Genomic DNA, 13,384 nt, shown 5'->3' on the forward strand with positions numbered 1-13,384 from the left:
GATGAAAGGTAGTGCGCCTAACATCGCTCAAGCCATCATGCCGATGGCAGGTAAGGACTATCTCGCATCGTACAACAAGAGAATAGGAGTTCGTCATGAAGCTCATCACGGCTATTCGCCATGCTTCTAGTATCGCCTTGCTGGGCGGCACCCTGCTCATCGGTCAGGCTCAGGCCGCCGACGGAACCGAGTGCATCGCGCCGGCCAAACCCGGGGGCGGCTACGACCTGACCTGCCGCCTGGCGGCCAACGGACTCTTGGCCGCCGACCTCATCGAGAAACCGATGATGGTGACCTACATGCCCGGGGGCATCGGCGCCGTCGCCTACAACCACGTGAACGGCGTACGCACCGACGATCCCAACCTGATCGTCGCGGCGAGCACCGGCGCGGCGGTCAATCTAGCACTTGGCAAGTTCGGCCAGTACGACGCCGATGAGGTGCGCTGGCTAGGCGCCCTGGGGGTCGACTACGGCGCCATCGTGGTCGGTGCCGACGCGCCCTGGCAGTCGCTGGACGAGCTGATGGCCGATCTTCAGGACAAACCGGGTGAGATCGCCTTCGGCGCCGGTGGCACCGTGGGCAGCCAGGACTGGATGAAAGCGGCGCTGACCGCCAAGGCCGCGGATATCGACCCTAGGCGCCTGCGCTACGTGGCCTTCGAAGGCGGCGGCGAGGCGCTGGCGGCGCTACTGGGCAATCATATCCAGGTCTTCACCGGCGATCTCTCCGAGCTCCAGTCGCAGCTCGAGAGCGGCAAGGTTCGAGTGCTAGCGGCGCTTTCCGAGGAGCGTATGGGCGGGCCCTACGCCGAGATTCCCACCGCCGCCGAGCAGGGCTATGACGTCCAGTGGCCGATCTGGCGCGGTTACTACATGGGCCCGGAAGTCAGTGACGAAGCCTACGCCCAGTGGGTGGAACGCCTGCAGGCACTGGCTGAGGATCCGGCTTTCATCGAGCTTCGCGAGGAGCGCGGCCTCTTCCCGATGTCACGCTTCGGTAACGACTTCGATGGCTACGTGAAGGATCAGGTCGCCGGCTTCAAGTCACTGGCCGAAGAAGTGGGCCTGAAATGAAGCTCGCCGCCGACCGATTGCTGGGATTCATGCTGATCGGTCTGGCGGCGTTCGTCGCCGTCCAGGCCATCAATCTGGAAATTCCCTTCAGCTACGAGCCCGTGGGACCCCGGGCGTTTCCGCTGGGCCTGGCGATTCTGCTCGCCGGCCTGTCGCTGGTGCTGGTGTTACGTCCCGGAGAGGACGGCCACTGGCCCACCGGCCCCTTGGCACTGAAGCTTGTGCTGGTGCTCGCGCTGCTATTGACCTACGCCATACTGTTCATCCGTCTGGGCTTCGTCCCCACCTCGCTGCTAGTCGTCGCGGCATTGGCACGCCTGTTTGGCGCCAGTTGGGCCAAGGCATGGATCACCGGTATCGCGCTGGCAGTGGGCAGCTACCTCCTGTTTACCTCGGGGCTAGGCATCGGCCTGCCCACCGGGACTTGGCTCGGCGCCATCATCTAGAGGAACGCCAACATGTTCGATTTCCTGATCGAGGGCTTCGGCGTCGCGCTGACGCCACTCAACCTGGGGCTGGCCTTTCTCGGCGCCCTGCTCGGCACCCTGTTCGGGGCACTGCCGGGGATCGGCCCGATCAACGGCATCGCCATCCTGATGCCGCTGGCCTACACCCTGGGCCTGCCGGCGGAATCCGCCCTGATCCTGCTCGCCGGCATCTACACCGGTGCCGAATACGGCGGACGCATGTCGAGCATCCTCCTTAACGTGCCCGGCGATGCCGGCGCGGTGATGACCACCCTGGACGGCCACCCCCTGGCCAAGAAGGGCCTCGCCGGCCCCGCGCTCGGCTTGTCGGCGGTCAGTTCCTTCGTCGGCGCCACCATCGCCATCCTCGGCCTGACGCTGTTCGCGCCGCTGCTGGCGGAGGTGGCGGTAATGTTCGGTCCCGCCGAGTTCTTCGCCTTGATGGTGTTCGCCTTCTCATCGATGTCGGTGATGATGGGCAAGGACCCGATCAAGACCGCCATCGGCGCGGTGCTCGGTGTGCTGATCGCCACCGTGGGCGTGGACTCCGGCACCGGCGTGATGCGCTTCACTTTCGGCTTGCCGGAGCTCTACGACGGCATCGACTTCGTGGTGATGATCATCGGCCTGTTTGCCATCAGTGAGATCCTGCTGATGCTCGAGCACGCCAACCGCGACGACGTCGATAGCGAGCTGCCACCCTTGGGACGGGTCTTCGTCAGCATAAAGGAAATCCTGTTCTGCAAGGGCGCCATGCTGCGCTCAAGCCTGATCGGCTTTATCATCGGCGTGCTGCCCGGCACCGGGGCCTCGGTGGCGGGGGCGGTCGCCTACACTACCGAGAAGCGTCTATCGGACAAGGAAGGCACCTTCGGCCATGGCGACATGCGCGGCCTGGCGGCCCCGGAGGCGGCCAACAACGCCTCCGCCGCAGGCTCCTTCGTGCCCATGCTGACCCTGGGTATCCCCGGTTCCGGCACCACCGCGGTGCTGCTTGGCGCCCTGATGCTCTACAACATCACCCCGGGGCCGATGATGTTCACCGAGCGCCCCGAGGTGGCCGGTGGTTTGATCGCCTCGCTATATATCGGCAACCTGGTGCTGCTGGCGCTGAACCTGCCGCTGGCCGGGGTGTTCGCCCGGGTGCTGACCATTCCGCGCTGGGTGCTGGTGCCGGCCATCGCCATCCTGGCCTTCGTCGGCGTCTATCAGCTGCATTCCGACCTCACCGCCATCTACCTGATGCTGATCATCGGCGTGTTCGGCTATCTGCTGCGCAAACTGGGGTTTTCATTGGCTCCGGTGATTCTCGGCTATGTGCTCGGCGGGCTGATGGAGCAGAACCTGCGTCGCGCCCTGTCGATCAGCGGCGGTGACGTCGGCATCCTCTGGCAATCCGGCATCTCGCTAGGGTTGTGGATCGCCGCGGCGGCCCTGCTGGTGCTGCCTTGGCTACTGCCCAAGCTGTTGCCCAACCGTCGCCAAGAAGCGCCGATCGAAGACGACTGACCCCCCGCCACCGGAGCACATCAAGTCTTGAACGCGACGAGTGAGACACGGCTGGTCACCCTGGGAAAGTTCTTGCCGACGCTGGTATTAGGACTTGCCGGCGGTGGCCTCGCCTATTGGTTGCACCTCCCCCTGCCTTGGCTGCTGGGCGCGATGCTCGCCACCACCGCCGCAAGCCTTATGGGGGTCAGGCTGCGCTCACCGGGACGATCGCGCCGGGCGGTACTGGTGATCATCGGCGTGATGCTGGGCTCGGCCTTCACCTCGGACCTGTCCGGCGACTTATCGTTGTGGGGCGCAAGTCTTGCCATCATGCTGCTGGCCACGGCCGTAATGATGGCCCTGTCGGTATGGTTCTCGCATCGGGTGGCCGGCTATTCCCTGGATACCGCCCTCTACTCGAGTGTGCCCGGTGGCGTCTCGACGGTTACCCTTATGGCCGTGGACTCGAACGCCGACCTGCGTATCGTCGGCGTCACCCATGCGGTACGCATCCTGATTGTCCTGGTCGCCATTCCACCGCTTCTGCAGGCGATCGGACATATCGACCTACGAAGCGCATCCATCTCTCCGGACCAATGGTTAAGGCTACCCGCACCGAATGACGCTGCCTGGCTCCTGGCCGCCGGCGTGGTCGGCATCTGGCTAGGCCGATGGCTGCGCTTGCCCAATGCCTTGCTCTTCGGGCCGGCGCTAGCCTCGGCGGTCCTGCACCTGACGGGAGTGACCCAGGCAGCGATTCCTCCCATCCTCGTCGCCCTGTCCCAAGTGATCATCGGTGCCTCGGTGGGAGTGCGTTTCGCCGGCACGTCACTGGCCGAAGTCGGTTACAGCCTGATGATGGCCGCCCTGCAGGCGGTGATGCTGCTGCTGATCGCCATCCTGGTGGCCTGGGGCGCGCATCTTCTCACCGGCTATTCGCCGGCGGCGGCCCTGCTGGCCTATATGCCCGGCGGCGCTCCCGAGCTGAGCCTGGTCGCCTTGACGCTTGGCATCGACCCCGCCTTCGTCACCTCGCACCACCTGCTCCGTATGACGGTGCTGATTCTGACGTTGCCGATGATAATGAATTACTGCAGGCGCCTAAACGCCTAGCGCGGTGAGACGGCTAGCCGCTTGAGACGTTGGCGAAAGCGGCTTTCCCATCACCAGGCAGAATGGCCGGCATGCTAGGCTAGGCGTTGTTTCAATCACGGATGCTACCGTCATGTCCCAAGTCGATGCCCCGATCCTTTCCGTCAGCGAATTGAATCATCAGGCGCGGCAACTGCTGGAGCGGGGGTTCGGCGACTGCTGGGTGGAGGGGGAGCTTTCCGGGATCTCCCGGCCCGCGTCAGGGCATGTCTATTTCACCTTGAAGGACGCTCGGGCTCAGCTGCGCTGCGCGCTGTTTCGCAATCGAGGGCGTTTCGTGAGCGCGCCGCTCAAGGATGGCGACCAGGTGAGGCTGCGCGGGCGGGTGTCGATCTTCGAGCCCCGGGGCGACTACCAACTGATCGTCGAGGCGGTGCAGGCCGCCGGCGCCGGTGAGCTGCTGGCGGCCTTCGAGCGCCTGAAGCAGCAGCTCGGACAGGAAGGTGTCTTCGCCAACGCGCGTCCGCTGCCCTTTCCACCCCGGCGCCTGATCGTGATCACCTCACCTAGCGGCGCGGCGATTCGCGACGTGCTGGCGGTGCTGACGGCGCGCTGGCCCCTCAGTCAGGTAGAAGTGATGCCGGTACCGGTGCAGGGCGCGGAGGCCGCGCCGGCGATGATTCGCGCCTTGGCGCTGCTCAATCGGGAAACGCGCTTCGATCCAGACCGGGATGCGGTACTGATCACCCGCGGTGGCGGCAGCCTGGAAGACCTGTGGGCCTTCAACGACGAGCACCTGGCTCGGGCGATCTTCCACTCGCGGCTGTCGGTGATCGCCGCGGTGGGCCATGAAACGGATTCAAGCCTGGCGGAATTCGCCGCGGACGCTCGCGCCCCTACTCCCTCCGCGGCGGCGGAACGGCTGGTGCCGGATCAACAGGAGCTGCGTGCTCGACTGACACAGCTGCGTAGCCGCCTGGTACGCAGCCAGCGGGGACGGCTCGAGGGCGATACGCAGCGTCTGGATCATCTGCGGATGCGCCTGCGTCACCCCGGCGAGGAACTCGCCCGGCAGCGTCGTCATCTCGGCCAGCTCGAGAGCCGCCTGGAACGCGCGATCCAGGGGCGGCTGGCGCTTCAGCGCCAGCGCGCCGCCTATGCTCGACAGCACCTGTTGCATTTCGACCCGGCTCGGCAGGTGGCCGCCGCGCGTCGACAATCTTCACTCTTGAATCAGCGCTTGCATGCCGCCTGGGAACGACGCATCCAGCGGGAGCGCACCCGCCTTGGCTATCTGGCTCGAGCCTTGCAGGCGGTCAGCCCCCTGGCGGTGCTGGGGCGTGGCTATGCGATCATCGAAAATCGCCAGGGGCAAGTCGTCAAGCGCGCCCGGGACACCCAGCCCGGAGAAACACTAAGAGCCCGGCTGGGAGAGGGTCGTCTGCTGCTGGAAGTCAAGCGCCGTTATCGCGAGTAATGACGATGGAGGCCACGGCTATCGGGAATCGACCGCGCTGGGCCGAGAGGCCGCGGGCTTGAACTCCCCCGGCTCCAGGTCATGGCGACCCAGCAGCTTGTAGAAATCAGTGCGGTTGCGACCGGCGATCCTCGCCGCCTGGGTCACATTGCCCTCGGTGATCTTGAGCACCTTGACCAGATAGCTGCGCTCGAAGCCTGCCCGGGCGTCGCTGAAGGAGGGCAGCGCGTTTTCCTCGGCGACCAACGCCTGGGAAACCAGCGCTTCCGGAATGATCGGCGTGCTGGTCAGCGCCACGCACTGCTCCACCACGTTGACCAACTGACGCACGTTGCCCGGCCAGGCGCTGGCCGCCAGCAGATTGAGTGCCTCCGGCGAGAAGCCCTTGACGGAGGGCTTGTGGCGCCTTGCTGCCTGGTCGAGCAGGTGCTTGGCCAGTAGCGGCACGTCCTCGGCTCGCTCCTTGAGCGGTGGCAGACGCAGGTTGACCACGTTGAGACGATAGTAGAGATCCTCGCGAAAACTTCCGTCCTCCATGGCCCGATCCAGATCCCGATGGGTGGCGGAGATCACCCGCACGTCCACAGGGATGGAGGTCGTCGAGCCCAGGGGCCGAACCTGATGTTCCTGCAGCACCCGCAGCAGCTTGACCTGCAGCGACAGCGGCATATCGCCGATCTCATCGAGAAACAGGCTGCCGCCGCTAGCCGCTTGAAAAAGGCCCTCGTGCTGGCTGATGGCGCCGGTGAAAGCGCCTCGAGCATGACCGAACAGCTCGCTTTCCAGCAGCTGTTCCGGCAGCGCGCCGCAGTTGATCGCCACGAAAGGCTTGTCCGCCCGGTGGCTGGCCCGGTGAATCGCTCGCGCCATCAATTCCTTGCCGGAGCCGGAAGGACCGCTGACCAGCACGCTGACATCCGCGGTTGCCACCATGCGCGCCTGCTCCAGCAGCCGCTCCATTTCCGGACTTCGGGTGATGATCTCGCCGCGCCAGCTTTCGTCCCCTTGAGCCTGGCCGCTGCCGGTCTGAGCCAGCGCTTCGTCGATTGCCCCGAACAGCTCGTCCCGGTCGATGGGCTTGGTCAGGAAGCTGAAAACGCCGCGACGCGTGGCGCTGACCGCCTCGGAGATCGAACCGTGGGCGGTCAGAATGATGACCGGCAGACCGGGGGTTCTGCGCTGGATTTCATGAAACAGCTCCAAACCGTCCATTTCATCCATGTACAGGTCCGAGAGCACCACGTCCGGGCGCTGCTTTTCCAGGCAGGCCAGCGCCTCCGCGCCACTGCGAGCGGTAGTCACCTGAAAGTTGCGGCTTTCCAGGCGCATGCCCAACAGCTTAAGCAGGCTGGTATCGTCATCCACCAACAAGATATTTGCGACGTGTTTCACAATGCTCTTCCTCGCCTCAGGGCGACGATTGTCGCTGGTTGATGTTCTTTTCGATATCCGTCAAAGCGTCGAGTTTCTCGGTGGTTTCCTTGAGCTTTCTTTTCACCTCTTCGAGCTCCGTGGCCTCCTCGACATTACTGCTGTCGCGCTGCTGGCGCGGGGCTACGCTTGACGGCTGGCGCCGCGACTCGCTGTAATACAGCCGCCTCAGAAGTTCGCGTCGGCGTTTCAGGTCGTTCATCCAATAGCGAAACAGCGGTTCGAGCTTCGGCGGTGCCATGGGAAGCCCCGCTTCGTAGAGTGCCGCGGCTTTCTCCCATTGGCGCTCGCTCCCCCAGGACAGCAGTACCGCCTGAGCCAGCTGCGTCTGTTCGTCGTAAATATCGATCTGACTCATCTTTTTCTCGCGCCACTCCTGATCGTTGCGCTGAGCGGCAAGACCATAGTCGACCCAGGCTTGCAGCGCCGCCTCGCTATTGACCAGCGGCGGGACTGCACCGGCTTCGACACCAATGTCGCGAGTCTGCGCAAGGTTGGCCGGCTGATACTTCCAGAAGCAGCCGCTGAGCAGGCCGCCAACCAGCAACATCATCAAAAAGCGTTTCATCATGGCAAGGATTTCCCCGAAATTATTGTATCGCCGTCATGTGCGTTTCTTCCTGCGTAACCTTGTCGTCATCCTTGAGCCAGGGCAGCGAAAGACGGAAGCATACCGCCAGCCGGTCATCGTCCACCAGTTCGAGCGTACCAGATTGGCTCGAAGCGCAATCCGCCGCCACGGACAGCCCGATTCCCGACCCCTGAAGAAGCGACCCCTTGCGGCGCGCCTTCCCCTGGAAGAAGGGTTCGTACAGCTTGGGACGATCGCTTTGCGGAATCGGCTCGCCGCTGTTGGCGACCTCGATGACCAGCAGACCGTGATCGCGCCGCGCTCGAATGTCGAGCTGCCCGCCGTCCTCTCCGTAAGCGAGGGCGTTGGACAACAGGTTGTCCAGGATGCGCTGGGTCGCGCCGGCATCCGCCTTCCAGACCAGGGATTTCTCGAAACGGTTGACCTGCATGCGCTTGCTCTCCAGGGCAAGACGATGCTTCGCCAGCAGTTCGTCCACCATTGTGCGCACATCGAAGCGCGAGACGTGTGGCTCGCTCTGGTACTTGAGCAGGTTGTAATCCAGCAGCTGTTCGATCAGGCGCTGAAGCTCCTCACCGCTCTGGTCGATCAGTTCCAGCACTTCATGCTGACTCGGCTTGAGCTCTCCGGCCACGCCGTCGCGCAGCAGCGCGGTGCCTTCGCGTACGCTGGTAAGCGGCGTCTTGAATTCATGGGACATGTGCCTCAGGAACTGCTGCTTCTGCGCTTCCAGCTCTTCGAGCCGTACCGCGAGCCAGGTCAGGCGCGTGCCCAGATGCACCATCTCCGCCGGCCCTTGAATACGCCCCATCTCCTGAGTCTCGCCGGTTCCACCAAGGCTCAGGATACGCTGCTCGAGTTGCCGAATGGGGCGAATGATCAACCAGGTAAACAGCAGCATCAGCACCAGGCTGATGGAAACCAGACCCGCCGCGCGCCACCATAGCTGTGACTTGACCTCGCCGGCGCGCTGGCGGATTCGGTCGATACGCTGATCGATCAGTTGGCCGGTGGCCTCGCGCAGGGCGTCCGTATGACGCGCGAAAGGCTCGAATAACGCCAATGAACTGACTAACTCTTCCTGGGGAAGACCCGGCAACTGCTTGAGCGTCTCGATCTGTCGATTGAGGGCCTGGACATCCGGGTTGTTCTTGAGCAACTGAGCCTGACGATCCAGCAGCGTCTCGTATTCCGCCAGCCGCTCCGCGTAGATATCCATCAGCCCCGGTTCTTCGATGACCGCGTACTGCCTGGCGTTACGCTCCATCTGCAGCGCCAGACTGGCAAGGTCTCGAGCACGTCGGGTTTCCGCCACCGCTTGGCGAGCGCTGACATCCGCCAGGCGGGTGAGCTCCGAGAGAGTCTGACTCGCCTGAAAGATCAGCACGCCCAAGGGCAGCATCACCATTGCGAAGGCGAGCAGAACGAGTTGCAGCAAGGAATGCGGGCGCCAGCGGCGCGATGCCTGTGTACTCATAGCCAAGACTCTGCCGAGTGGAAAAAGGGACGCTGACATGAAATTGCTCGACAGAATAACAAATTTGAACGATTGGCTGTTTAACGCATTCGACAAGCGCAAAAAAAAGAGGGCCGGCAAGCCGGCCCAAGGTACGCAGGGAACTAGGGAGAGGAGGAGTCATCACGTTCGAGCCATCGTTGCGCTCGTTCACTTCGTGACATCTGCCCCGAGTTGAAGGAAACCACGGTGTTCGGGCTTCATTCTTCTCATGCGAACGCCTGGGCGTGCGCTTCATCTTTCTGTCGCCTCGCGCTTATCTGGACGACAAGGCGCGGCGGCTTGAATTCATCCCCTTGATAAGCCAAGGAGAGAGGCTTCCATGCCTGGGGTATCCTTACCCCGTGGGTACGTTCCTTTGCCTGATGGCAGTACCCGACTTATCGCAGCGTTGGCAATCTACTGCCATTGCATTCTCGACGACCGACCGGGCAACTGGCTTGGCTGACCTGACTGTAGTAGCCGTCGAGGGAATGACAAACCGAAGCTGCCTCGTGAGATTCCATTCTCTGCTCTTGCTATCACCTGTCACTTCCACTCACCCTGAACATTGCGATTTCCGTGCCAAAATATACTTAACCTCATTAATATCAAATACTTGAAAATATCACAGTGGCGTGATGCTTATCTCGACGAGCCTACAAGGCGCTGAGCGCGCCAGAAACGTCGCCTATCAGCGACGACAACCGATGGATTTCTGACGAATAGCGCTTGATCAATGGCTTGAGACGTCTTCCTTTGGAGACAAGGCGCTATGTCAAAGACTTGGTGAGGATCTTCGATTTGCGCGCATGATTGTAGGTATCCCGCTTGAGCGTCGGCAGATCCTGCATGCTGGCCAGGCTGAAGCCCCGTTCCAGAAACCAGTGAACCGTATGGGTGGTCAGCACGAACAGTCGGGACAATCCCTGTTGTCTAGCCTGGCGCTCCGCCTCGGCCAGCAGCATCTCGCCCCTGGCGCCGCCGTGATAGTCGTCGTGCACCGCCAGGCAGGCCAGCTCGCCCATCCGGGTGTCGGCAAAGGCATGCAGGGCGGCGCAGCCGACGATCATGCCGTCCCGCTCGATTACCCGGTAGTCGTTGATTTCGTGTTCGAGACGCTCGCGAGAACGGGCCACCAGCATGCCACGCTTTTCCAGGGGTTCGAGCAGTTCGAGCAGCCCGCCGATATCCGTAAGCTCCGCGGGACGCAGCTGTTCGTAGCGATGCTCGGTAATCATGGTGCCTACCCCGTCCCGGGTGTACAGCTCCCCCAGCAGCGCATCGGGGTTTCGCCAGGACAGCAGATGCGCGCGTGCCACCGCGTGTCGCGCGGCGAAGCAGGCGGCGCCGAGATGTCGCGCTGTTTCACTACCGGGCTGTGCTTGTCGGCACAGGCATTCCGCCTCCGCCGGAGTCAACTGGCGCTGCAGCGCCCCCTGATTATCCTGCAGTCCCGCTTCGGCGCCCAGGAGAATCAGCTTGTCAGCGCCGAGCGCCACCGCGGTTTGCATGGCCACGTCCGCGGCGTCCAGATCGAAGACCTCGCCGGTACTGGAAAACCCCAGGGGCGGCAGCAGCACCAGGGCATCGTTTTTTAAAAGCTTCTCGATGGCGCCGCTGCGCACGCGACGGACTTCGCCGCTGCGCTCGAAATCGATGCCGTCGCGGACCCCCAGCGGCTTGGCCATGACCAGGTTGCCGGAAACCACGGTCATTTCGCTGCCGTGCAGGGGGGTATTGGGCAGACCCAGGGAGAATCGCGCCTCGAGCCACAGACACTGCTGAGCGGCGATACGCTCGACCTGGGCCATGATGGCATCGCTTGCTACCCAGCGCCCGTCGTGACGGAGGGGGGTGATATGGCGCTCGTTCAGCGCCTGGGTCACCTGAGCGCGAATGCCGAACACCACCACCAGGCGCACCCCCAGGGTGTGCAATAACGCCAGATCCTGAATCAACTGTTCTCCCTGGCCGGCGGCGATGGCTTCTCCTTCGATGAGCACCACGAAGGTACGCCCTCGATGCGCGTTGATATAAGGGGAAGAGTGGCGAAACCAGTCGGCGATGGGAAAACGATTGCTCAAGCGTCATGCTCCGGGCAAGCGAGTGAAGAGAAAAAAGGCTTCGCCACTATATCAGTTCGAGATAGCCGATCGAGCCCCTCGGTGTCAGCCGAAAATCCCCTTGAACATGAAGAAGAACATGATCGCCAGGCCTGCCCCGGCAGGCAGAGTGATCAACCAGGACATCACGATGGTGCCGATCACCCGCAGATTGAGCGCCTGCATGCCTCGGGCCAGACCGACACCCAGCACCGCTCCTACCAGGGTATGGGTGGTAGAAATCGGCAGCCCGGTGCCGGAGGCCAGCACCACGGTGGTGGCCGCCGCCAAGGTCGCGGCGAAGCCACGGCTGGGGGTCAACTCCGTGATGCCGGTGCCTAGCGTGGCAATCACTCGGTGGCCGTAGGTCACCAGCCCCACGACGATACCCGAACCGCCCAGCACCAGCACCCACCAGGGCACCAGGGCAGCGGTATCGATGGCGCCACGACTTTCCACCACGCTGATCACCGCCGCCAGAGGGCCTACCGCGTTGGCGACATCGTTGGAGCCGTGAGCGAAGGCCATGGCGCAGGCGGTAAAGATCATCAGCATGCCGAAGATTCGCTCGACGCCTTCAAAGCCCATCCTGTCGGCCTTGCGTTTACTGCGGCTGATTCGCCGCTCCAGATAGGCGCCCATGACCATCACTACCAGCCCCGCCAGCGCGGCCAGCAAGGCGCTCTGCAGGAAGCTGAAGTGCAGCCCCACGTGCTTGAGTCCCTTGACCAGGGTCACCATGGCGATGATAAAGCCGACCAGGAAGACATACATGGGCACGTAGCGCTTGGCGGCGGCAAAGGGGTCGTTGCTCTCGAAGATCAGTCTTTGCACGGAGCGAAACAGCATGTAGGCGATGGATCCCGCCAGTAGCGGAGAAACCAGCCAGCTGGCGGCAATCTGCCCCACCTTGGTCCAGTCCACGGAATCGATCCCCAGCCCCGCCACGGCGAAACCGACGATGGCACCGACGATGGAATGGGTGGTGGATACCGGCCAGCCGCGCATCGACGCTACCAGCAGCCAGCTTCCCGCCGCCAAAAGCGCCGCCAGCATGCCGTAGACCAGCAGCTGCGGATCGTGTTCGAGCAGATCCGGATCGATGATCCCCTTGCGGATGGTTTCGGTGACCTGCCCCCCCGCCAGCCAGGCACCCAGGAACTCGAAGATCACTGCGATGATGATCGCCTGCCGGATGGTGATGGCCTTGGAGCCCACGGAGGTTCCCATGGCGTTGGCCACGTCGTTGGCCCCCACCCCCCAAGCCATGAAGAACCCGAACAAGCAGGCCAGGATGATGAAGATGTCGCCGTTTTGCACAATGATCGACATAGAAAGCTATCCTTTCGTGGAAGCGCAACAAAAAAGCCCGGAGGGAGGGCTTGAATGCGTTTTCAGCGTGCGGTCAGTATCTGTAGTCGGCTGCCGACCCGTTCGGCGCGGTCGGACAGCTCACCGATCCAGTCGATGATCTTGTAGAGGAACATCACATCGATGGAGAAGAGCTTTTCCTCGATCTCGAACAGCTGTCGGCGAATGGCGACCTGCTGATCGTCCGCCTGGCGTTCGAGCTGATCCAGCTCGCCGATCAGCTTCATCATCACCTGGGACACGTTGCGGCCGAAGCCGGAGTCGAGCAGTTCCTGAAGCTCCTCCAGCGCCTTGCGCGCCTGCTCTACCGTGGCGATGGCGGTTTTCAGGTAATCGCGCATGGGTTGCGCCAGCTCTTCCGGCACCTGCATCCTGCGTCCCAGCATGATGCCGGTGATATCCCGAGCCTTGTTGGCGATCTTGTCCTGAACGCTGATCAGTTCCAGCAGATCCGAGCGCGACACCGGTAGAAACAGGGTGTTGGGGAGATTGAGCCGCAGCTCGGTCTTGAGCTTGTCCGCCTCGTGTTCCAGACGTGTGATAGTTTCACGATGGCGAGTCGCGGCCTCCCAATCACCAATCAGGGTTGCTTCGAAGAAAGGCAGCAGCTCACCGGCGCATTCACTGGCTTTGGCGATATGCGACAGCAACGGCTGAAACGGCGAGCGACCGAACATCGCTGTAAAAGGATTGGAGGTCACCATAGTAATATCATGCCTGTAAGAAGTGGCGGCGACAGTATAGTGATTGCGGCGATCATCGTCATAGAAAATTCTTCAATCCAGCA

At 62.8% G+C, this 13,384-nt stretch carries 11 protein-coding genes; 5 read left to right on the plus strand and 6 right to left on the minus strand.

Going from position 1 to position 13,384, the window contains the following annotated elements; all coding sequences use genetic code 11:
• Positions 1–95 precede the first annotated feature (95 nt).
• The 5 genes from FGL86_RS01655 to xseA all read left to right on the plus strand — a co-directional run bounded on the left by FGL86_RS01655 (position 96) and on the right by xseA (position 5,603).
• Positions 96–1,076: a Bug family tripartite tricarboxylate transporter substrate binding protein gene (locus FGL86_RS01655; RefSeq protein ID WP_147182972.1), complete on the plus strand. Its 981-nt coding sequence runs from the start codon at positions 96–98 to the stop codon at positions 1,074–1,076.
• Positions 1,073–1,522 carry a tripartite tricarboxylate transporter TctB family protein gene (locus FGL86_RS01660; protein ID WP_147182973.1) on the plus strand — a complete coding sequence of 150 codons (450 nt, stop codon included), beginning with the start codon at positions 1,073–1,075 and terminating at the stop codon, positions 1,520–1,522. The genes FGL86_RS01655 and FGL86_RS01660 overlap by 4 nt, the downstream gene beginning before the upstream one ends.
• A 12-nt stretch (positions 1,523–1,534) precedes the next feature.
• A complete protein-coding gene (locus FGL86_RS01665; RefSeq protein WP_147182974.1) occupies positions 1,535–3,052 on the plus strand; it encodes a tripartite tricarboxylate transporter permease in 1,518 nt (505 codons plus the stop codon).
• 27 nt (positions 3,053–3,079) lie between these two features.
• Complete coding sequence (locus FGL86_RS01670) at positions 3,080–4,147, plus strand: AbrB family transcriptional regulator (RefSeq protein ID WP_147182975.1); 1,068 nt, start codon at positions 3,080–3,082, stop codon at positions 4,145–4,147.
• Between the two features lie 112 nt (positions 4,148–4,259).
• Complete coding sequence (gene xseA, locus FGL86_RS01675; RefSeq protein WP_147182976.1) at positions 4,260–5,603, plus strand: exodeoxyribonuclease VII large subunit; 1,344 nt, start codon at positions 4,260–4,262, stop codon at positions 5,601–5,603.
• A gap of 18 nt (positions 5,604–5,621) precedes the next feature.
• Here xseA and glrR read toward each other — a convergent pair whose 3' ends face one another.
• The 6 genes from glrR to FGL86_RS01705 form a co-directional block, all read right to left on the minus strand.
• Complete coding sequence (gene glrR / locus FGL86_RS01680; RefSeq protein ID WP_147182977.1) at positions 5,622–6,995, minus strand: two-component system response regulator GlrR; 1,374 nt, start codon at positions 6,993–6,995, stop codon at positions 5,622–5,624.
• Positions 6,996–7,011: 16 nt separating this feature from the next.
• Positions 7,012–7,605, minus strand: coding sequence for a hypothetical protein (locus FGL86_RS01685; RefSeq protein WP_147182978.1), 594 nt, complete (start codon positions 7,603–7,605; stop codon positions 7,012–7,014).
• A 19-nt stretch (positions 7,606–7,624) separates the two neighbouring features.
• Entirely contained in the window at positions 7,625–9,103 is a 1,479-nt protein-coding gene (locus FGL86_RS01690; RefSeq protein ID WP_147182979.1) for a sensor histidine kinase, read from the minus strand.
• Positions 9,104–9,894: 791 nt separating this feature from the next.
• Positions 9,895–11,208, minus strand: a complete 1,314-nt coding sequence (gene argA, locus FGL86_RS01695) for an amino-acid N-acetyltransferase (protein ID WP_147182980.1) — start codon at positions 11,206–11,208, stop codon at positions 9,895–9,897.
• Between the two features lie 84 nt (positions 11,209–11,292).
• Positions 11,293–12,558 carry an inorganic phosphate transporter gene (locus FGL86_RS01700; protein WP_147182981.1) on the minus strand — a complete coding sequence of 422 codons (1,266 nt, stop codon included), beginning with the start codon at positions 12,556–12,558 and terminating at the stop codon, positions 11,293–11,295.
• 62 nt (positions 12,559–12,620) lie between these two features.
• Positions 12,621–13,301: a TIGR00153 family protein gene (locus FGL86_RS01705; protein WP_147182982.1), complete on the minus strand. Its 681-nt coding sequence runs from the start codon at positions 13,299–13,301 to the stop codon at positions 12,621–12,623.
• Positions 13,302–13,384 lie beyond the last annotated feature (83 nt).

This window comes from Pistricoccus aurantiacus (assembly GCF_007954585.1).
In the GTDB taxonomy this organism is placed as follows: Bacteria; Pseudomonadota; Gammaproteobacteria; order Pseudomonadales; family Halomonadaceae; genus Pistricoccus; species Pistricoccus aurantiacus.

What these genes read in the sequence shown, in the direction of transcription:
- FGL86_RS01685 (WP_147182978.1), bottom strand. Translation starts at nt 7,605, where the DNA reads ATGATGAAACGCTTTTTGATGATGTTGCTGGTTGGCGGCCTGCTCAGC.
- FGL86_RS01655 (WP_147182972.1), top strand. Translation starts at nt 96, where the DNA reads ATGAAGCTCATCACGGCTATTCGCCATGCTTCTAGTATCGCCTTGCTG.
- FGL86_RS01690 (WP_147182979.1), bottom strand. Translation starts at nt 9,103, where the DNA reads ATGAGTACACAGGCATCGCGCCGCTGGCGCCCGCATTCCTTGCTGCAA.
- FGL86_RS01700 (WP_147182981.1), bottom strand. Translation starts at nt 12,558, where the DNA reads ATGTCGATCATTGTGCAAAACGGCGACATCTTCATCATCCTGGCCTGC.
- FGL86_RS01660 (WP_147182973.1), top strand. Translation starts at nt 1,073, where the DNA reads ATGAAGCTCGCCGCCGACCGATTGCTGGGATTCATGCTGATCGGTCTG.
- xseA (WP_147182976.1), top strand. Translation starts at nt 4,260, where the DNA reads ATGTCCCAAGTCGATGCCCCGATCCTTTCCGTCAGCGAATTGAATCAT.
- FGL86_RS01665 (WP_147182974.1), top strand. Translation starts at nt 1,535, where the DNA reads ATGTTCGATTTCCTGATCGAGGGCTTCGGCGTCGCGCTGACGCCACTC.
- FGL86_RS01705 (WP_147182982.1), bottom strand. Translation starts at nt 13,301, where the DNA reads ATGGTGACCTCCAATCCTTTTACAGCGATGTTCGGTCGCTCGCCGTTT.